General features: G+C 71.4%; 15 protein-coding genes. 6 read left to right on the top strand and 9 right to left on the bottom strand.

Annotated features, from left to right (window positions below):
* Positions 1-23: 23 nt before the first annotated feature.
* On the top strand, positions 24-980 hold the full coding sequence (gene ppk2 / locus SSQG_RS13940; protein WP_052310278.1) for a polyphosphate kinase 2: 957 nt from the start codon (positions 24-26) through the stop codon (positions 978-980).
* Positions 981-1,041: 61 nt separating this feature from the next.
* Here ppk2 and SSQG_RS13935 read toward each other — a convergent pair whose 3' ends face one another.
* The 3 genes from SSQG_RS13935 to SSQG_RS13925 all read right to left on the bottom strand — a co-directional run bounded on the left by SSQG_RS13935 (position 1,042) and on the right by SSQG_RS13925 (position 4,646).
* The gene (locus tag SSQG_RS13935) at positions 1,042-1,446 is read right to left on the bottom strand and encodes an ATP-binding protein (RefSeq protein ID WP_039932660.1); all 405 of its coding nucleotides are present in this window, start codon (positions 1,444-1,446) and stop codon (positions 1,042-1,044) included.
* A 101-nt stretch (positions 1,447-1,547) separates the two neighbouring features.
* A complete protein-coding gene (locus tag SSQG_RS13930) occupies positions 1,548-2,174 on the bottom strand; it encodes a hypothetical protein (RefSeq protein WP_039932658.1) in 627 nt (208 codons plus the stop codon).
* Positions 2,175-2,417: 243 nt separating this feature from the next.
* Positions 2,418-4,646, bottom strand: a complete 2,229-nt coding sequence (locus tag SSQG_RS13925; protein ID WP_003990411.1) for a glycosyltransferase family 39 protein — start codon at positions 4,644-4,646, stop codon at positions 2,418-2,420.
* Positions 4,647-4,791: 145 nt separating this feature from the next.
* Here SSQG_RS13925 and SSQG_RS13920 point away from each other — a divergent pair, with 145 nt between their 5' ends.
* The 4 genes from SSQG_RS13920 (at position 4,792) to SSQG_RS13905 (ending at position 11,601) form a co-directional block, all read left to right on the top strand.
* Entirely contained in the window at positions 4,792-5,643 is an 852-nt protein-coding gene (locus SSQG_RS13920; RefSeq protein ID WP_003990410.1) for a serine hydrolase, read from the top strand.
* 184 nt (positions 5,644-5,827) lie between these two features.
* Positions 5,828-9,559, top strand: a complete 3,732-nt coding sequence (locus SSQG_RS13915; RefSeq protein ID WP_003990409.1) for an ABC transporter ATP-binding protein — start codon at positions 5,828-5,830, stop codon at positions 9,557-9,559.
* Positions 9,560-9,667: 108 nt separating this feature from the next.
* Entirely contained in the window at positions 9,668-10,060 is a 393-nt protein-coding gene (locus SSQG_RS13910) for a hypothetical protein (RefSeq protein ID WP_003990408.1), read from the top strand.
* A gap of 98 nt (positions 10,061-10,158) precedes the next feature.
* On the top strand, positions 10,159-11,601 hold the full coding sequence (locus SSQG_RS13905) for a S28 family serine protease (RefSeq protein WP_003990407.1): 1,443 nt from the start codon (positions 10,159-10,161) through the stop codon (positions 11,599-11,601).
* A gap of 30 nt (positions 11,602-11,631) precedes the next feature.
* Here SSQG_RS13905 and SSQG_RS13900 read toward each other — a convergent pair whose 3' ends face one another.
* The 5 genes from SSQG_RS13900 to SSQG_RS13880 all read right to left on the bottom strand — a co-directional run bounded on the left by SSQG_RS13900 (position 11,632) and on the right by SSQG_RS13880 (position 18,058).
* On the bottom strand, positions 11,632-12,291 hold the full coding sequence (locus SSQG_RS13900) for a hypothetical protein (RefSeq protein WP_052310277.1): 660 nt from the start codon (positions 12,289-12,291) through the stop codon (positions 11,632-11,634).
* 112 nt (positions 12,292-12,403) lie between these two features.
* Complete coding sequence (locus tag SSQG_RS13895) at positions 12,404-14,239, bottom strand: glycoside hydrolase family 3 protein (protein ID WP_003990405.1); 1,836 nt, start codon at positions 14,237-14,239, stop codon at positions 12,404-12,406.
* Positions 14,240-14,907: 668 nt separating this feature from the next.
* Positions 14,908-15,705, bottom strand: coding sequence for a sugar phosphate isomerase/epimerase family protein (locus SSQG_RS13890; protein ID WP_086025159.1), 798 nt, complete (start codon positions 15,703-15,705; stop codon positions 14,908-14,910).
* A gap of 35 nt (positions 15,706-15,740) precedes the next feature.
* The gene (locus SSQG_RS13885) at positions 15,741-16,910 is read right to left on the bottom strand and encodes a dihydrodipicolinate synthase family protein (protein WP_003990403.1); all 1,170 of its coding nucleotides are present in this window, start codon (positions 16,908-16,910) and stop codon (positions 15,741-15,743) included.
* Positions 16,907-18,058: a Gfo/Idh/MocA family protein gene (locus SSQG_RS13880; RefSeq protein WP_003990402.1), complete on the bottom strand. Its 1,152-nt coding sequence runs from the start codon at positions 18,056-18,058 to the stop codon at positions 16,907-16,909. Before SSQG_RS13880 ends, SSQG_RS13885 begins: the two co-directional genes overlap by 4 nt.
* 388 nt (positions 18,059-18,446) lie before the next feature.
* Here SSQG_RS13880 and SSQG_RS13875 point away from each other — a divergent pair, with 388 nt between their 5' ends.
* Complete coding sequence (locus SSQG_RS13875) at positions 18,447-19,496, top strand: LacI family DNA-binding transcriptional regulator (RefSeq protein ID WP_003990401.1); 1,050 nt, start codon at positions 18,447-18,449, stop codon at positions 19,494-19,496.
* A gap of 158 nt (positions 19,497-19,654) precedes the next feature.
* Here the strand turns inward: SSQG_RS13875 and SSQG_RS13870 are convergent, their stop codons facing one another.
* Positions 19,655-20,227 (bottom strand): dihydrofolate reductase family protein, encoded by a 573-nt coding sequence (locus SSQG_RS13870; RefSeq protein ID WP_003990400.1) that lies wholly within the window; start codon positions 20,225-20,227, stop codon positions 19,655-19,657.
* Positions 20,228-20,312 lie beyond the last annotated feature (85 nt).

The following is a 20,312-nucleotide window of genomic DNA, read 5'->3' as shown; positions in this document are numbered from 1 at the left end:
GCAGAACGACCGGGAGCCTGGAGATGAACGCCGAAGACGCCGACAGACTGCTGGACGGGCTGACCGTGGACGCCAGCCGGCGGGAGCGCCCGATCGTGCTGGACGGGGACGGGCGGCCCATCCGGACCTGGCGGGAGAACCATCCGTACGACCACAAGGTGGGCCGCAAGGAGTACGAGCGGGCCAAGCGCGTCCTGCAGATCGAGCTGCTCAAGCTCCAGCGGTGGGTCAAGGACACCGGGGCCCGCGTGGTCGTCGTGTGCGAGGGACGGGACGCGGCGGGCAAGGGCGGCACGATCCAGCGGCTGACCGAGCGGCTCAACCCGCGTGGCGCACGCGTGGTCGCCCTGGACAAGCCCACCGAACGCGAGGCGGGCCAGTGGTACTTCCAGCGGTACATCGCGCACCTGCCGACGGCCGGGGAGATCGTCCTGTTCGACCGCTCCTGGTACAACCGGGCCGGCGTGGAGCGCGTGATGGGATTCTGCTCCAAGGACGAGTACGAGCTGTTCCTGGACCAGTGCCCGACCTTCGAGAGGATGCTGGTCGACGACGGCATCCTGCTGGTGAAGTTCTGGTTCTCCGTGTCCCGCTCCGAGCAGCGCACGCGCTTCGCGATCCGGCAGGTCGACCCGGTGCGCCAGTGGAAGCTCTCACCCACGGACCTGGCCTCGCTGGACCTCTGGGACGACTACACCGAGGCGAAGGTCGACATGTTCCGCGCCACGGACACCGCACACGCCCCCTGGACGGTCGTCAAGAGCAACGACAAGCGGCGCGCCCGGCTGGAGACCATGCGCAGTCTGCTGTCCCGCATCGACTACGCCAGCAAGGACCCCGAGGCGGTCGGCGTCCCCGACCCCCTCATCGTCGGCGCCGCCGACACTCTCCTGGAGCCCGGTGAGGAGGACACCACACTGTCACCCACTCCGCTGTCCCCCGGCGCCGACGGGCCCGGCAAGCATCCCGGGACCGACTGACACTCATTCATTCACCGGCATCTTCTTCATTCACCGGCACCTTCTTCATTCACCGGCATTTTCATTCACCGGCATCGGCGGGGCGGAAACACGCCGTCACCGTCTTGCCGTGCCGCTGGCACCGCATCCCCCACTCGTCGGCGAGTTTCTGCACGATGGCCACGCCACGGCCGCCGACGTCCCCCGGTTCCGCTTCACGTCCGCGCGGCAGCGTCGGGTCCTCGTCGTGGACGCTCACATGGAGGCAGTCACCGTCCCACGTGAGGACCAGGTGCGCGTCGCTGTGCGCGTGGACGTGGGCATTGGTGATCAGCTCGGACACGGCCAGCACGACGGCGTCCACCGTGTCCGGCTCGGTCTCGGCCCAGGGCAGGGTCTCGAGACGCTTGCGTGTCCACTGCCGCCCGGCCCGGACACTCTCGGACATGGGGAACGAGTGCGCCCACCCCATCGCCTTCACCGCCACTGCCCCGACCTCCCGTTTCTTCGACCACACAGCAGCTCGTACGTGATCCGGGTACCCGGCGCCCGCAGCGACAGACCTGAGGGCGCCGGTTCCGGACACGGCTAGAGGCCGTCGCGGACCATCGCGGCGACGATGTGGACGTGGCGGTCGGCCGCCGTGGTCGACCACTCGTTGTCGTAGTTCAGGCCGTAGGGCCAGAAGTGGCCGCCGCCGGTGGAGATCTTCGCCCCGGAGCCGTCGTACTGTTTGACGAGCGCGGTGGCCTGCGCGCCGGTCCAGGTGCCGCTGCCGCCGAGCCGGGACCAGCCCGCGCTGGTGCCCACGCCGATGGTGTGGGCGATCTCGTGCAGGGCCGTCCGCTCGTTCATGTAGCCGCGGTTGCTGCCGAAGCGGATGGTGCCGTTGATGTTGCCGTCGGCGGTGGGCACACCTGGCTCGTATCGGACGGTGATGGTCTTGCCCAGGTCGCTGAGGTTGTTGTAGCGGGCCACCGCCGCGTTCATGGCCCTGGTGATGAGGTCGTAGGCCGTGCGCTGGTCCTCGGTCGGGTTGCTCGCGCGGACGAGGGACCAGGAGATGGTGGCCGCCGTGGCGTGGTCGCGGGCCGGGGCGGGGGCGGCCGTGGCCTGGGGGGTGGCCATGCCCTGGGGGGTGGCGGCCTGGGCGACGCCGGGGCCGATCAGGAGCGCGGCCGTCAGGGTGGCTATGACTGCCTTGCGTGGACTCATGGTGGGTTCTCCTGTGGGGGGGGGGTGGTCGTGACGTGTGGGGGGCGAAACTTCGCACGATGTTCGGGATCCCGGACAGACGGACCCAACTGCCTTTGCTGAAGCGGTAGTTGGTGCGCTGCCGACCGCAAGTATCCCGACGGGAAAGAAGGCGTCAAGAGTTCTCGCAGAACACCGCGCACGGAAACGGCCCCCGACCGAGGGGTGGTCAGGGGCCGTTCCGGCGTGTGCGGTGGTGGGGGATCAGCTGATGTCGGACGGGTCCAGGCGGTAGATCGTCGACTGGTTCGACTGGTTCGACTGGTTCGACTGCGACGAGGAGCTGGAGCTGGTGCTCTTGCCGTAGTCGCTCTCCTTCACCGCCGTGCCGTGCTTCTGCACCCACGCCGTGACCTCGGAGCTGACGGTGCTGCCGCCGCCGGGGCCGCCGCCCATGCCGCCACCGCCGACCTGGATGTAGTGCAGTTCGCCCTTCTTCACGAGTTCCTTGAGCTTGGCGAGGGTCATCGCCTTGTCGCTGCCGGACCAGCCCCACATCGAGATGACGGGCTCCCCGCTGCTCACGATGAGCTGGGCGGCGCTCTGCGAACTGGACACGGCCAGGAGCCACTCGGCGCCGTCCTGGTGTTTCTTGAGGTAGGCGATCAGTTCACTGCTCGCGCCGCCCACGCCGCCGGGGCCACCGCCCAGGCCGCCGCCCATGCCGCCACCCGTACGGCCGGGCTGCGAGCTCGCTTCGCCCGACCGGCCACCGCTCGTGCCGTTCGGGGGCGCACCGCCGGGCACCTGCCCGCTCTGCCCGTCCTGCCCGCCCTGTCCGCTCTGGCCGCCGGGTGGCGTCCCGCCCCCCGGGAAGCCCGCGCCGGCCTGGGCGTTCCCGCCCTGCTGAGCCCCGCCGGGACCGCCCGAGCCACCGCCCGGGAACCCCCGGCCGCCTCCGTCCCGGCCCCCGGGCCCGCCGAAGCCGCTGCCCGTGGTCGGCCCGGCGGTCGGGTTCGTACCGCCCATGCCACCGCCACCGCCCGACCCGGACGGCACCGACCAGGCGTACGCGGCCGGTCCCGCCACCGCCGCGACCACAGCCGCCGCGACGGACACCGCGAGCAACCGCAGCCGCAGCCCCGAGACACCGGACCGGAAGACGAACAGCCCCACGAGGGCCAGCGCCATGACGACCAGGATCGAAGGCCACAGCCAGGTGTTCCAGCCGGAGGCCCGCCGCAGCAGCACCGCGGCCCACACGGCCGTGACGCCCAGCCCGAGGGGCAGCACCCACACCCACCGCCGGTCCGCCCGGAAGGCGCGCAGCAGCAGGACCCCGCCGCCTCCGCACAGCGCCGCGACGCCCGGGGCGAGCGCGGTCGTGTAGTACGGGTGCATCGTGCCCTCGGCCAGCGCGAACGTCAGGTAGTGCAGGACCGTCCAGCCGCCCCACAGCACGAGCGCGGCCCGGGTCAGGTCGGTTCGCGGGGCGCGGCCGCACCGGACCAGGCCACCGACGAGCGCGACACCAGCGAAGGGGATCAGCCAGGAGATCTGGCCGCCGAGGATGTCGTTGAACATCCGGCCCAGACCGGCGGTGCCGGAGAAACCGCCGCCTCCGCCGCCCCCGCCTCCGCCGTTGCCCTCGCCGCCGAGGATCCGGCCGAGGCCGTTGTAGCCCGTGATCAGGTTCCAGGCGGTGCCGTCCGTCGAACCGCCGATGTACGGCCGCGAGGAGGCCGGGACCAGCGACACGGCGGCCGCCCACCAGAAGCTGGACACGACCAGCACCACACCCGCGAGGAGCAGGTTGACGACCCGCTTCACGAACGCCGGTTTCGCGGCGTACAGGTACACCGCGACAACCGCCGGCAGCGCGATGTACCCCTGGAGCATCTTGGTGTTGAAGGCGAGCCCGAAGCAGGCCGCCGAGCCGAGCAGTGGCAGCAGCCGCCCGTCGCGCGCCGCCCGCAGGGCGAGGGCCGCGCCCGCCACCATCAGGAACACCAGCAGCGTGTCGGGGTTGTTGTCCCGGTTGATGGCGACCGTGATCGGGGTGAGGGCCAGGACGAGGGCGGCGACGGCCGCCGCCGCGTGCCCGAACACCCGCTTCACGCAGGCGTGCAGGATCCAGATCGTGGCCAGTGCCGCCACGACCATCGGCGCCATCATCTGCCAGGTGCCGTACCCGAACAGGCGGCACGACAGGCCCATGACCATCAGCGCGAGCGGCGGCTTGTCGACGGTGAGGAAGTTCCCGGCGTCCAACGAGCCGAAGAACCACGCCTTCCAGCTCTGCGTGCCGCTCAGCACGGCCGCGCTGTAGAAGCTGTTGAGGCTGGAGCCGGAGAGGTTCCAGGAGTAGAGCACCGCGGCCAGGGCGAGGATCGCGAGCAGCGCGGGCAGCGACCAGCGCGGAACGGCGTCGGCCCGGGGCGTAACCGGAGGGGGCTCGGCGGTGCGGAGCTGGGGTTCGGTGGCAGATGTCACCCGAGCATGGTGGACAGCCCTGTTGGGTGGCCGCTGTGCCGAAGCTGGCCCGCGCCTGTGAAACCGCACAGCGCCCGGTAACGACTCGCACAAGCCTTCGTCAACGCCTACAACCTTTGCCCCTCGTCCGTGAGTCAAGGGGTGCATGAATCCTGGGATATCCCGCCGCGCGAGAGTGCTGGCGGTGGCCGTGGGCACGGGCGTACTCGTGCCGCTCGTCGCCTCCGCCACGCCCGCCGCCGCCGCGCCGCCGGCCGTGACCTGCACGTCGGCCAAGGCCGGCCTCGCCACCAAGCTGCAGAAGGACATCACCGCCGCCCTCGCCACCCGCAAGGGCACCGTCGCCGTCGGCCTCCACGACCGCAGCACCAACACGACCTGCACCCTGCGCGCGAGTTCCGCCTACGACTCGGCCAGTGTCGTCAAGGTCACCGTCCTCGCCGCACTGCTGTGGGACGCGAAGAAGTCGAACCGGTATCTCACCGACCGCGAGACCACCCTCGCCAAGGCCATGATCACCAAGTCGGACAACGCCGCGACCTCCACCCTGTGGAAGCAGCTCGGCATGACGAAGATCAAGGGCTTCCTCGCCGCCGCCGGCATGACCCAGACCAAGCCCGGCGCCAACGGCTACTGGGGCCTGACCCAGATCACCGTCACCGACGAGCAGAAGCTGCTGAAGATCCTCACCGCCAAGAACGCCGTCCTGAGCGACAACGCCCGCGCCTACGTCCTCAAGCTGATGGGCCAGGTCGTCTCGTCCCAGCGCTGGGGCACGCCGTACGGAGTGCCCTCCGGCGTGACCGTGGCCGTCAAGAACGGCTGGCTGCAACGCTCCACGAACGGCTGGCGCGTGCACAGCGTCGGCGCGTTCAAGGGCGGTGGCCACGACTACGTGATGACCGTGCTCACCCACGGCAACAGCACCATGAACTACGGCATCGCCACCATCCAGGCCGTGGCCAAGGTCATCCACAGGGACCTGGCCGCGAGCTGACGCTTCCCCGCGCGGCTACTTGCGGGTAAGGGCAACGCCCTTCTCCAGGGGCGCGGGGAACTGCGCGGTCAGCCCCCTCACTGCCGCACCCGACGACGAACAGAAATTGTTACGGCGGGATGAAATCCGGTTGCCACCGTGTTGGTGCCTTTCGGCAGGAGAAGGACGATCGGAGGGCACCGGCGTGGGTTCAAAACGGGGATGGGCGGGCCGACTGTGGGGATACGCATGGCGTCACCCCAAGGACGTCGTCCTCGCCCTCGGCTCCTCCCTCGCCGGCATGGCCGTCATGGCCCTCGTCCCCTTGATCACCAAGGTGATCATCGACGACGTCATCAGTGACCACACCAGGGACATGACCACCTGGGCCGGCCTGCTCATCGCCGCCGCCCTGGTCGTCTACGTCCTCACCTACGTCCGCCGCTACTACGGCGGACGCCTCGCCCTCGACGTCCAGCACGACCTGCGGACGGAGATGTACGGCACGATCACCCGCCTCGACGGCCGCCGCCAGGACGAGCTGTCCACCGGCCAGGTCGTCGGCCGGGCCACCAGCGACCTCCAGCTGATCCAGGGCCTGCTCTTCATGCTCCCGATGACCATCGGGAACGTCCTGCTCTTCCTGATCTCCCTGGTGATCATGGCGTCGCTGTCATGGCCGCTCACCCTCGTCGCCGTGGCCGTCGCCCCCGCCCTGGCCTGGATCGCGAAGCGCAGCCGCACCCGGCTGCACCCCTCGACCTGGTACGCCCAGGCCCAGGCCGCCGCCGTCGCCGGGGTGGTCGACGGCTCCGTCAGCGGTGTCCGTGTGGTGAAGGGCTTCGGGCAGGAGGAGCAGGAGACCGGGAAGCTCCGGGACGTCAGCCGCAGGCTCTTCGCGGGACGGCTGCGCACCATCCGGCTGAACTCGGTCTACACCCCGGCCCTCCAGGCCGTCCCCGCCCTCGGCCAGGTCGCGATGCTGGCGCTCGGCGGCTGGCTGGCGGTGCGCGGGCACATCACGCTCGGCACGTTCGTGGCGTTCTCGACCTACCTCGCGCAGCTCGTCGGCCCGGTCCGCATGCTGGCCGTGGTCCTCACCGTCGGCCAGCAGGCCCGCGCGGGCACCGAGCGTGTCCTGGAGCTGATCGACACCGAGCCCTCGCTCCAGGACGGCCACAAGGAGCTCCCCGCCGACGCTCCCGCGACCGTCGAGTTCGACGACGTCGCCTTCGGCTACGACGGTGCCCACGGCAAGACCAGCCCGGTCCTCGACGGGCTCTCCTTCGAGATCCGCCCCGGCGAGACCCTCGCCGTCGTCGGCTCCTCCGGCTCCGGCAAGTCCACGGTCTCCCTGCTCCTGCCGCGCTTCTACGACGTCACCCGGGGTGCCGTGCTCGTCGGCGGCCACGACGTGCGGGAACTGTCCCTGGAGTCGCTGCGGGCGGCGATCGGCCTGGTCCCGGAGGACTCCTTCCTCTTCTCCGACACGGTCCGCAACAACATCGCCTACGGCCGGCCGGACGCCACCCAGGAGGAGATCGAGAAGGCCGCCCGCGCCGCCCAGGCGGACCGTTTCATCACAGCGCTGCCCGACGGCTACGACACCACCGTCGGCGAGCACGGACTCACCCTCTCCGGCGGCCAGCGCCAGCGTGTCGCCCTCGCCCGCGCGATCCTCACCGACCCGCGTCTGCTGGTCCTGGACGACGCCACCTCCGCCGTGGACGCCCGGGTCGAGCACGAGATCCACGAGGCCCTGAAGGGCGTCATGCGGGGCCGCACCACTCTGCTGATCGCCCACCGCCGCTCCACCCTGAACCTCGCCGACCGCATCGCCGTGCTGGACGGCGGCCGGCTCGCCGACATCGGCACCCACGACGAGCTCCAGCGGCGTTCCGCCCTGTACCGGCGGCTGCTCACCGACCCCGACGAGCTGGGCGCGGTCTCCCCGGGCCACATCCAGCCGGCCTGCCCCCAGGAGGACGTTTCCGTACGGGAGGAGCTGGACGCCGAGTTCGACGCCGAGCGCGGGGTCACCCCGCGGCTGTGGACCGGCGACCGCGAGCGCAAGGACCTGGCCCTCGCCGAGAGCCCCGCCACCCCCGAGCTGCTCGCCCAGGTCGAGGCGCTGCCCCCGGCCACCGACGTGCCCGACGTGGACGAGAGGCGCGCCGTCCAGCCGGAGGAGTCCTACGGCCTGCGCCGGCTGCTGAGCGGCTTCGGGCTGCCGCTGCTGGTCAGCCTCCTCCTGGTCGCCGTCGACGCCGGCATGGGCCTGCTGCTGCCGATCATGATCCGGCACGGCATCGACTCCGGCGTGACGAAGATCGCGCTCGGCGCCGTGTGGGCGGCGTCCCTGCTCGCGCTGCTGACGGTGGTCGTGCAGTGGGCGGCCCAGATCGGCGAGACCCGGATGACCGGACGCACCGGCGAACGGGTGCTCTACTCCCTGCGGCTGAAGATCTTCGCCCAGCTCCAGCGCCTCGGGCTCGACTACTACGAGCGCGAGCTGACCGGCCGGATCATGACCCGGATGACGACCGACGTCGACGCGCTGTCGACGTTCCTCCAGACGGGCCTGGTCACGGCCTTCGTCTCGGTCGTCACCTTCTTCGGCATCATGGTCGCCCTGCTGGTGCTCGACGTGCAGCTCGCGCTGGTCGTCTTCGCGACGCTGCCGCCGCTGATCGTCGCCACGTTCTTCTTCCGCCGGGCGAGCGTGAAGGCGTACGAGCTGGCCCGTGAACGCGTGTCGGTGGTCAACGCCGACCTCCAGGAGTCGGTGTCGGGGCTGCGGATCGTGCAGGCCTTCCGGCGCGAGCGGGACGGCGGGCGGCGGTTCGCCGGGCGCAGCGAGAGCTACCGGCAGGCCCGCATCCGGGGCCAGTGGCTGATCTCCGTGTACTTCCCCTTCGTGCAGTTCCTGTCGTCGGTGGCCGCGGCGGCCGTGCTGATCGTGGGCGGCGCGCGGGTCGACGACGGGACGCTGGCGATCGGCTCGCTGGTGGCGTACCTGCTCTACATCGACCTGTTCTTCGCCCCCGTGCAGCAGCTGTCCCAGGTCTTCGACGGATACCAGCAGGCGACGGTGTCCCTGGGCCGCATCCAGGAGCTGCTGCGGGAGCCGACGTCGACGAAGTCCGCCGAGGAACCCCTCGACGTGCCGTCCCTGCGCGGGGACATCGCCTTCGAGGACGTGCACTTCGCCTACGGTGACGACGAAGAGGCGCTCGGCGGGGTCGACCTGCGCATCCCGGCCGGGCAGACCGTCGCGTTCGTCGGCGAGACCGGCGCCGGCAAGTCGACCCTCGTCAAGCTCGTGGCCCGCTTCTACGACCCCACCACCGGCCGGGTCACGGTCGACGGCACCGATCTGCGGGCCCTGGACCTCACCTCGTACCGGCACCGTCTGGGGGTCGTCCCGCAGGAGGCGTACCTCTTCCAGGGCACCGTCCGCGACGCCATCGCCTACGGCCGCCCGGACGCCACCGACGCCCAGGTCGAGGCGGCGGCAAGGGCGGTCGGCGCCCACGAGATGATCGCCACGCTGGAGGGCGGCTACCTCCACGAGGTCGCCGAGCGCGGCCGCAACCTCTCCGCAGGGCAGCGGCAGCTGATCGCCCTGGCCCGTGCCGAGCTGGTCGACCCGGACGTGCTGCTGCTCGACGAGGCGACGGCCGCGCTGGACCTGGCCACCGAGGCCCAGGTCAACCAGGCCACCGACCGCCTCGCGGGCCGCCGTACGACCCTCGTCGTCGCCCACCGCCTCACCACCGCCGCCCGTGCCGACCGGGTCGTCGTGATGGACCACGGCAAGGTCGTCGAGGACGGCACGCACGACGAGCTGCTCGCGCGCGGCGGGCGCTACGCCGAGCTGTGGCGGACGTTCATCGGCACCGCCGAGCCGGAGGAGCCGGTCGGCGCCACCCGCTGACGGGGCGCGCGGTGCGATCGTGACGGCCGTGCAACCGTTCGACATACGCCGTGCGTCCGTACAGCAGTACGCCGAAGGACGCGGACGACGCGGTACGGGAGGACGACAGTGGACAGTGGAGCGATACGCCGGCGGCTCGCGCTCGGCCTGGCCGTGCTGACCGCCTCCGGCTTGCTGGCGGTCGCCGCACCCGGCGAGGCGCAGGCCGCCACCGCCGCGCCCTGCCCCGGCCGCAAGGTCCGCACCCTGCCGTTCTCCACCGGCACCGTGCTCGTCTACAAGCGCGGCGGCTACGTCTGCGCCGTGACCGTGACCAAGAAGCCCGGCGTGAAGCGCAAGATGTCGGTGAGCGTGCAGGCGCGCGGCAACCGCCCGGTCGTCGACCAGGGCAAGTACGCCTATCTGGCGGGTCCGGTGACGGTGCACGCCGGGCGCCGCTGCGTATGGCTGAAGGGCACGGTGGGCCGGGGGTCGTACAGCTCCGGCTGGATCCTCTGCTGAAGCCGTCCCCGCGCACAGGGTTTTCCCTATGTCCCCTGGTGCTCCGGTGAGTTGGTCCGCTAGCTTCCGGCGCACATCTGTCTCACAGGGGAGTGCGCATGCGCAAGGCGCTCAGATGGCTGCTGGCGCTCACGGTGCTCATAGGCACACTGGGCACGGCGACAGCGGCCACCGCCGCCGAGCCGGGGGCCACCGGCACCGACAGCACCACTGACATCAAGGAGAGACTGCTCTCCATACCGGGCATGAGTCTGGTCGAGGAGAAGCCGTACACCGGTTACCGCTTCTTCGTCCTGAACTACACGCAGCCCGTCGACCACCGCAATCCGGCCAAGGGCACGTTCCAGCAGCGCATCACCGTGCTGCACAAGGACGTCTCCCGCCCGACGGTGTTCTTCACCAGCGGCTACAACGTCTCCACGACGCCCCGCCGCAGCGAGCCGACCCAGATCGTGGACGGCAACCAGGTCTCCCTGGAGTACCGCTTCTTCACCCCGTCCCGGCCCGCCCCTGCCGACTGGACCAAGCTGGACATCTGGCAGGCCGCCAGCGACCAGCACCGCGTCTTCAAGGCCCTGAAGAGCGTCTACGGCGAGAACTGGATCTCCACGGGCGGTTCGAAGGGCGGCATGACCGCCACCTACTACGAGCGCTTCTACCCGCGCGACATGGACGGCGTCGTCGCCTACGTCGCCCCCAACGACGTGGTGAACAAGGAGGACTCGGCCTACGACCGCTTCTTCGCCCGCGTCGGCACGAAGGAGTGCCGCGACCGGCTGAACGCCGTGCAGCGCGAGGCGCTGGTGCGGCGCGAGCCGCTGGAGAAGAAGTACGCGGCCTACGCCGAGGAGAACGGCCTCACCTTCAAGACCATCGGCAGCCTGGACAAGGCCTACGAGGCGACCGTCCTCGACTACGTGTGGGGCTACTGGCAGTACAGCCTGCTGAAGGACTGCGACCAGATCCCGGCCGACGCGAAGAACGCCACCGACGACGACATCTGGAACTCCGTCGACACGATCTCCGGCTTCTCCGCCTACGCCGACCAGGGCCTTACGACCTACACGCCGTACTACTACCAGGCCGGCACGCAGCTCGGCGCGCCGACCATCCACTTCCCGCACATCGAGAAGAGTTACGTCCGCTACGGCTACCAGCCGCCCCGGAACTTCGTCCCGCGCGACATCCCGATGAAGTTCCAGCCGTCGGCCATGCGGGACGTCGACACCTGGGTCCGGCACAACGCCCGGCAGATGCTCTTCGTCTACGGCCAGAACGACCCGTGGGGCGCCGAGCCGTTCCGCGTCGGCAAGGGCGCGAAGGACTCCTACGTCATGACCGCCCCCGGCATGAACCACGGGGCCAACGTCGCGGGCCTCGTGCCCGAGCAGAAGGCCCTCGCCACCGCCCGCATCCTCGACTGGGCCGGCGTCGCGTCCAGCGCGGTGCGGTCCGACCCGCAGGCGGCGAAGCCGCTCGCGACGTTCGACGCCAAGCTGGACAAGCGGGACGTCCAGCGGGAGATGACGCTGCGTCCGTAGAACCGAACGTGTACCGCGCCCGGCCGTCGCTCACAGCGGCCGGGCGCACCCCACGGGCCGGTCACCGCCGAGCCGGACGTACAGGGCCGTCGAGGCCGGGCAGTCGGCACGCCGGTCCACCGCCCGGGTCACCTCGTACTCCGGCTCGTGTTCGCCCTCCCCGTCGCACGCCGTCTCACGGACCTGCCCGTCGCCGGAACCGTAGACGCAGTCGCCGACGACGGTACGGGGGCCGCCTCCGCCGCCCGGGTCCCCGGGGTGCGGGGGCTGGAGGTTGCGCATACAGGCGTAGCCCCGCGGCACCGCCCCGTCGCCGTCCTCGTCGGACGCGGGCCGCTGCTCGCTGATGTGCAGCACGAAGTCCGTGGTCGCCGGGCAGCGCGGCCCGTCCCGCGCCGCGCCGTCGTGCCGGGCCACGACCCGGGCCGCGGCCCGTTCACCGGCGCAGGGCACCTCGGTGAAGCTCGTCGTGCCGAACGAACTGCATTCGCCGACCGCGAGGAACACCGCCCCGTAGCCGGAGGGCCGGGTCGGCGTCGGTGAGACGGTGGCGGTCGTCGTGCCCGGTGCGGGCTCGCCCAGCCGGCCGTCCTCCGCGACGCCCGCCGAGGGACTCTGGCACCCGGTCAGCAACGCGCCGAGCAGTGCCAGCAGTCCCCACATGACCCCCGCCGTACTTCTCGTGCGCATCGCCGTCCCTCTGAGTGCCCTGGCCCAGCGTGGCCCGCGGCGGCGGGCGCACGCAGGCACATGGGACGGTTTGCGCACGTTGGGGGTGGTGCGCCCGGTCCGTGGCGTACGTCTAGTACGACAGCCCGTGGCCGATCCGGTACAGCACCTGCGCGGGATCATCCGCCCGCTGCACCGGCACCGGCAGCTTCCCGCGCGGTTTCACCCGCCCCGCGATCACCCGTGCGGCGGCCTCCAGTTCGACGTCGGTCCAGGAGTAGGTGGCCAGACAGGCAGGGACGGAGGTCAGCTGTGCCACGTCGTAGGGATTGCGGACGGCGACCGCCACCACCGGCCGCCCGGTCGCCACGAGCTGCTCCACCAGCGTCTTCTGGCCGCTGCCCGCGGTGACGTTGTACGTGGCGGCCACCACCGCGTCCGCGTCCCGTGCCGCCGCGACCGCCCGGGCGATCGTCGCCGCCGAGGGTGCCGTGCCGGTGGACAGGGCGGTGGCGGTGAAGCCCAGTTCGGTCAGTGCGGCGGCGAGCACACCGGTCGGCGGCCCGGTGGTCCCCGACGGCGAGGCCGGATCCGCCCCGACCACCAGCACCTTGGGATACCGGCGCCGGGACAGCGGCAGCAGCCGCCCCTCGTTGACGAGCAGGGTGGTGGTCCGTTCGGCGATCCGGTCGGCCGCCTTCAGATGGGCGCGGGTGCCGACGGTCCGGTCGACGCCGCCCTGACCGACGTACGGCGCGCGGAACAAGCCGAGCCTGGTCTTCAGCCGCAGGATCCGCAGGATCGATTCATCGAGCCGGGCCTCGGTCAGCTCCCCGTCCCGTACGGCCGTGCGGACCGCGTTCCAGGCGAGGTCCAGGTCGGGCGGGTTGAGGAGCTGGTCCACGCCCGCCTTGAGCGCCAGCACCGGCACCCGTGCGTCCCCGTACTTGGTCCGTACGCCCTCCATACCGAGCGAGTCGGTGACCACGACACCGTCGTAGCCGAGCCGTTCGCGCAGGATGCCGGTGAGGATGGGGCGGGAGAGGGTGGCCGGGTCGCCGGAGTCGTCGAGGGCCGGGACCATCAGGTGCGCGGTCATGATCGAGTCGATGCCCGCGGCGATCGCCGCCCGGAACGGCGGGGCGTCGAGCCTCTCCCACAGCTCCCGGCTGTGCGTGATGGTGGGGAACCCGGTGTGGCTGTCGACGTTGGTGTCCCCGTGCCCGGGGAAGTGCTTGGCGGTCGCGGCGACCCCGGACCCCTGGTACCCGGCGACCTCGGCGGCCACCAGCGCGGCCACGGCCCGCGGGTCGGCACCGAAGGACCGTACGCCGATGACCGGATTGGCCGGGTTGACGTTCACGTCGGCCACGGGGGAGTAGTCCTGCCGGATGCCCATCGCGCGCAACTCGGCGCCCGCGATCCGGCCGAGGGTGCGCGCGTCGGACCTCGACCCGCCCGCGCCGACGGCCATGGCCCCCGGGAACAGCGTCGCCGGCCTGCCCACCCGCGCCACGATCCCGTGCTCCTGGTCGGTGGAGATGAGCACGGGCAGCCCGCGCGGCAGCTCCAGGGAGGCCTTCTGGATGCCGTCGGACAGCTCGGCGATCTGGTGCGGCTCGCGGGTGTTGTGCGCCCAGGCGAAGTAGATGATGCCGCCGACCCGGTACTTCGCGACGAGCTCGGCGGCCGTACGGACCCCGATCTCCTTCAGGTTGGCGTCGATGTCGGCCTGGTCGGGGCTGGTGGCGGAGTGGCCGTAGACCCGCATCACGAAGAGCTGGCCGACCTTCTCCTCCAGCGTCATACGCGAGACGAGGGCGCGCAGCCTCTTGTCGTCCGGGGCGTCGGCGGCGTACGCGGGCCCGGCTGCCACGAGGGCGGTGGTGACGCCGGCCGTGGCGGCGAGGACGGTACGTCTGGAGGGCTGTGCGGTGCTTCCCGTGCTTCCCGTGCCGGTGTCGTGCACGTGCGCTCCTTCCGGAGGTGATCCGCTCGGATCCGCTGAAGGAAACTTCCAGAAGGTCACCAATAACCGGGAAGTTTCTGCCAGTCAAGGGAACGCTCAAGGGAACGCACACTAACCGCACCAGGGGCCGCCACCGGCGCGATAGGAGGGGGCGCGCCGATGGCGGCGGGTGCCGCCGGCCGCGGTACGGCGGAGAGGGTGGTCAGCGATCGCAGCCAGCAGCGAGGGCCGACACCGTACCGAGGTGACTCTCCGGCGGCCTGCGTTTGGACGGCCGGGGTCCGCCCCGGGTTCCCGGCTCGCGGCGGAATTCCGCAAGTCGGTACGGGGGATGCCCCAGGGTCCGACGGGGCCTGTGAGCCGACGGCTTCGGCGGTGGCCGGACGTCAGCCGCCCCCGCCCGCCGCAGCGCGTACAGCCGCCGCACCGGCACGAGGAGCGCGCGGCGCCTTCTCCGCCCCGGCCGGCCGCGACACGGGCGGCGAGCGCCGGATCCATGGCTCGCCGCCCGGTTCCTCCCGCCGTCCGGCGGCGCGACGTCCCAGTCGTGCGCGACGGCCCGGCCGACGGCTTCCCCGGGCGACCCGGCCCGTGCGAGGTGACCTGACCCGGCGCCGCCCCGCTCCCATGGAGACGGGGCAGGGCAGCGAGCGTGGCTCAGGGATGGATCACGCGGCGTGCTCGACGAACCTCGCCGCCGTCTCCGCCAGCACCTCCCGCCCGTCCCGTGCCCACAAGCCGTCGTTGAACAGCTCGACCTCGATGGCACCGGTGTAGCCGGCCGCCTCCACGTACGCCTTCCACTCCCGCATGTCGATCGAGCCGTCGCCGATCTGGCCGCGGCCGGTCAGTACGCCCTCCGGGAGGGGGGTCGTCCAGTCGGCGAGCTGGAAGGTGTGGATGCGCCCGGACGCGCCCGCGCGGGCGATCTGTGCGGGGGCGGTGTCGTCCCACCAGATGTGGTACGTGTCGACGGTGACGCCGACCTGGTGGGCCGGGAAGCGTTCGGCCAGGTCCAGGGCCTGGGCCAGGGTCGACACCACGCAGCGGTCGGAGGCGTACATCGGGTGCAGCGGCTCGATGGCCAGGCGTACGCCGTGCCGCTCGGCGTAGGGGCCGAGCTCCGCCAGGGCGTCCGCGATGCGCTCCCGGGCGCCGTGCAGGTCCTTGGAGCCGGCCGGGAGACCCCCCGAGACCAGGACCAGGGTGTCCGTGCCCAGCGTCGCCGCCTCGTCGATCGCCCGCCGGTTGTCGGCCAGTGCCCCGGCACGCTCTCGCGGGTCGATCGCCGTGAAGAAGCCGCCCCGGCACAACGTTGTCACGGTGAGCCCCGCGTCCCGCACCAGCTTCGCCGTGGCCTCCAGGCCGTACGACTGGACGGGCTCGCGCCACAGGCCGACGTTGCGGATGCCCGACTGACCGCAGGCGTCGACCAGTTCCGGCATCGACAGCTGCTTCACCGTCATCTGGTTGATGGAGAAGCGCTCCAGCTCCGCAGGGTTCACTGGTCCACTCCGTACACGCTCAGCAGGCTCCTCATGCGCTCCTGCGCCAGCTTGGGGTCCGGGAACAGGCCGAGTCCGTCGGCGAGTTCGTACGCCTTCGCGAGGTGCGGCAGCGAGCGGGACGACTGCTGGCCGCCGACCATCGTGAAGTGGGACTGGTGCCCGGCCAGCCAGGCCAGGAAGACCACGCCGGTCTTGTAGAAGCGGGTGGGGGTCTGGAAGAGGTGCCGGGACAGCTCGACCGTCGGGTCCAGCAGCTCCCGGAAGCCCTTCACGTCACCCGTGTCGAGCACTCGCACCGCCTGCGCCGCCAGCGGGCCCAGCGGGTCGAAGATGCCCAGCAGGGCGTGGCTGAAGCCCTGTTCGTCGCCCGCGATCAGCTCGGGGTAGTTGAAGTCGTCGCCCGTGTAGCAGCGGACGCCCCGCGGTAGCCGGCGGCGGATGTCGATCTCGCGCCGCGCGTCCAGCAGGGAGACCTTGATGCCGTCGACCTTGTCCGGATGCGCGGCGATGACGTCCAGGAACGTCCGCGTGGCGGCGTCGAGGTCGGTGGCGCCCCAGTAGCCCTCCAGCGCGGGGTCGAACATCGGGCCCAGCCAGTGCAGCACGACCGGCTCGGACGCCTGGCGGAGCAGGTGCCCGTAGACCTCCAGATAGTCCTCCGGCCCCTTGGCGACCGCCGCCAGGGCCCGCGAGGCCATCAGGATCGCCCGCGCGCCCGACTCCTCGACGACGGCGAGCTGCTCCTCGTACGCGGCGCGGATCTCCGCCAGGCTGTACGGGTGGCCGGTCTCGGTCGCGGACAGCTGGTCCGTGCCCACGCCGCAGGCGATCAGACCGCCGACCGCCTTGGCCTCGGCCGCGCTGCGGCGGATCAGCTCGGCCGCGCCCGCCCAGTCCAGGCCCATCCCGCGCTGGGCGGTGTCCATCGCCTCGGCGACACCCAGCCCGTGCGACCACAGGTGGCGGCGGAAGGCGAGGGTGGCGTCCCAGTCGACCGCGGCGGGCGAGTCGGGGGAGACGTCCGCGTACGGGTCGGCGACGACGTGCGCCGCCGAGAAGACCGTGCGGGAGGTGAAGGGCGTGCCGGGCGTCACCACGAGCGGGGCGGTGCGGGGCTCGTAGGCCCGCAGCGTCCCGTCGCTCCCCGGGAGGCGGATGGTCACAGCTGGATCTCCGGGACGTCGAGACGGCGGCCCTCGGCCGAGGACTTGAGGCCCAGCTCGGCGAGCTGGACGCCGCGGGCCCCGGCCAGCAGGTCCCAGTGGTAGGGGGCGTCGGCGTAGACGTGCCTGAGGAACAGCTCCCACTGGGCCTTGAAGCCGTTGTCGAACTCGGCGTTGTCCGGGACCTCCTGCCACTGGTCGCGGAAGACCTCCGTGGCGGGGATGTCCGGGTTCCAGACCGGCTTGGGGGTGGCCGAGCGGTGCTGGACGCGGCAGTTGCGCAGGCCCGCGACCGCGGAGCCCTCCGTGCCGTCGACCTGGAACTCCACCAGCTCGTCGCGGTTGACGCGGACGGCCCAGGAGGAGTTGATCTGCGCGATGGCGCCGCCGTCGAGCTCGAAGACGCCGTACGCGGCGTCGTCGGCGGTGGCGTCGTAGGGCTTGCCGTTCTCGTCCCAGCGCTGCGGGATGTGGGTGGTGGCGATGGCCTGGACCGACTTCACGCGGCCGAACAGCTCGTGCAGGACGTACTCCCAGTGCGGGAACATGTCGACGACGATGCCGCCGCCGTCCTCGGCACGGTAGTTCCAGGACGGGCGCTGGGCGTCCTGCCAGTCGCCCTCGAAGACCCAGTAGCCGAACTCGCCGCGCACGGACAGGATCCGGCCGAAGAAGCCGCCGTCGATGAGGCGCTTCAGCTTCAGCAGGCCGGGCAGGAACAGCTTGTCCTGGACGACGCCGTGCTTGATGCCGGCCTCGTCCGCCAGCCGGGCGAGGCCCAGGGCGCCGTCGAGGCCGGTCGCGGTGGGCTTCTCGGTGTAGATGTGCTTGCCGGCGGCGATGGCCTTCTTCAGGGCCTCCTCACGAGCGGAGGTGACCTGGGCGTCGAAGTAGATGTCCACGGTCTCGTCGGCGAGGACGGCGTCCAGGTCGGTCGAGACGTGCTCCAGCCCGTGCTGCTCGGCCAGCGCCTTCAGCGCGTGCTCACGGCGGCCGACCAGGATCGGCTCGGGCCACAGCACGGTGCCGTCGCCGAGGTCGAGGCCGCCCTGCTCACGGAGGGCGAGGATGGAGCGGACCAGGTGCTGGCGGTAGCCCATGCGCCCGGTCACGCCGTTCATGGCGATACGCACCGTCTTGCGTGTCACGTCGTTCCCTTCGTACGCGGTCGTCGCGCCGCGTACGCCCACTGGTGAGCGTTGCAGCAAGCGCTTTCTATACAGAGAGAAGCTAGCCTCTGAACCATGGTCCGGACAAGACCGTGACCAGGACGAGTTGTTCGAGGGGGCGAACAACAGGGGGTCGGGGGCTTAAGGTCTGCTCGGAACCATGGCCATGACTCGAACGGGTCAGGGCCATGGGTCTGTCGGTACCAGGGCCATGGGGCCATAGGGAAGAGGGCCTTGGGTCCATCGGCTCCATCGGATCCATCGGGTCCACGGACCATTCGGGTCCGTCGGATCCACAGGAACCGAGGCCGCAGGTCTGGATGTGTACGAGGGCGGACGACGAGATGCGCGACCGGAGGACGACGAGATGACGGTGACCCTGGCGGACGTGGCGGCCCGCGCGCAGGTCTCGCCCGCGACGGTGTCGCGCGTGCTGAACGGGAACTACCCCGTGGCCGCGTCCACCCGGGAGCGGGTACTGAAGGCCGTGGACGAGCTGGACTACGTGCTCAACGGGCCCGCGAGCGCCCTGGCCGCCGCCACCTCCGACCTGGTCGGAATCCTGGTGAACGACATCGCCGACCCGTTCTTCGGGATCATGGCGAGCGCGATCCAGTCCGAGATCGGCGGACCGGGCGGCCGCGCGGGCGGCGAGCGGCTCGCGGTGGTCTGCAACACCGGCGCGTCCCCCGAGCGCGAGCTGACGTACCTCACCCTGTTGCAGCGGCAGCGGGCGGCGGCCGTGGTGCTGACCGGCGGGGCGATCGAGGACGCGGCGCACAAGGCGGCCATGGACACGAAGGTGCGCAAGCTGACGGACGCCGGGACGCGGGTGGTGCTGTGCGGGCGCCCGCCGGCGCCGGAGACCGGGGCGATCGCGCTGACCTTCGACAACCGCGGGGGCGGGCAGGAACTCACCGAGCACCTGATCGGGCTCGGTCACCGGCGGCTCGGCTACATCGCGGGACCGGAGGAGCGGACGACCACGCGGCACCGTCTTGAGGGCCACCGGGCCGCGCTGGCCGCGCACGGCATCGAGGAGGACCCTCGGTGGACGGTGCACGGGCGGTACGACCGCCGGTCCGGCTACGAGGCGACGCTGGAGCTGCTGCGGCGCGACCCGTCGCTCACGGCGGTCGTCGCGGCGAACGACTCCGTCGCGCTGGGGGCGTGCGCGGCGCTGCGGGACTCGGGGCTGCGGATTCCCGAGGACGTGTCGGTGGCCGGGTTCGACGATCTGCCGTTCAGCATCGACGCGGTGCCTTCGCTCACGACGGTGCGGTTGCCGTTGGCGGAGGCCGGGGCGCGGGCAGGGCGGATCGCCATGGGGCGGGAGGAGGCCCCTCCGGGGGGTATCGCCTCGGTGCGGGGGGAGTTGATGGTGCGGGGGTCCTCCGGGGTGCCGCGGGTTTCCTAGGTCCTGGGGGTTGCCGCCCTGGCCGTGCTGGGGGCTGCCGCCCCCAGGCCCCCGCTTCGGCCTGAACGGCCTCGTCCTCAAGCGCCGGACGGGCTGAGTTGTGGCTGAGCGGCGTCTTTGGCGTGCGCGCCGGACGGGACTATGGCTGAGCGGCGTCGTCAGTGGACGACGTCGAAGACGTTCTTCTGCAGGCCGTTGGCGTAGGCCTCGTGCTCGACGAGTCTCAGCTTCTGGGTGTCCTTGTCCGTGGTGCTGAAGAGGCGCTTGCCCGCACCGAGCAGGAGCGGGAAGACGAGCAGGTGGTAGCGGTCGATCAGGCCGGCGTCTGACAGCCCCTGGTTCAGGGAGGCGCTGCCGTGGACGATGATCGGGCCGCCCTCGGTCTCCTTCAGTGCGGCGACGTCGTCGAGCGAGCGCAGAATCGTCGTCTCGCCCCAGTTCGACACCAGGTCGTCCTCGGTGAGGGTGGTGGAGACGACGTACTTCGGCATCACCTTGTAGTCGGCGAAGTCCTCCATGTCGGGCCACACCGGACTGAACGCCTCGTAGCTGGTCCGGCCCAGCAGCATCGCGGTGGCTTCCTTCTGCTCCCGGCCCTTGATCTCGAAGGCCTCGGGGAGGAACTCCACGTCCTTGAAGGTCCACCCGGCGTTCCGGTAGCCGGGCTCGCCGCCCGGGGCCTCCACGACGCCGTCGAGCGAGACGAATGCGGTGCTGATCAGGGTGCGCATCTGGGGTTCCTCGGTTCTCGTGTCCGGTTCTCGGCGGGTTCTGCATCCTTCTGACTGCGGATCACGCGAAAACTCATCGGCCGTC

Origin of the sequence: Streptomyces viridochromogenes DSM 40736 (assembly GCF_000158955.1) — a bacterium.
Lineage (GTDB): Bacteria > Actinomycetota > Actinomycetes > Streptomycetales > Streptomycetaceae > Streptomyces > Streptomyces venetus.
Note: the sequence above shows the minus strand (reverse complement) of the source record. Positions and strands in the feature narration are given on the sequence as shown.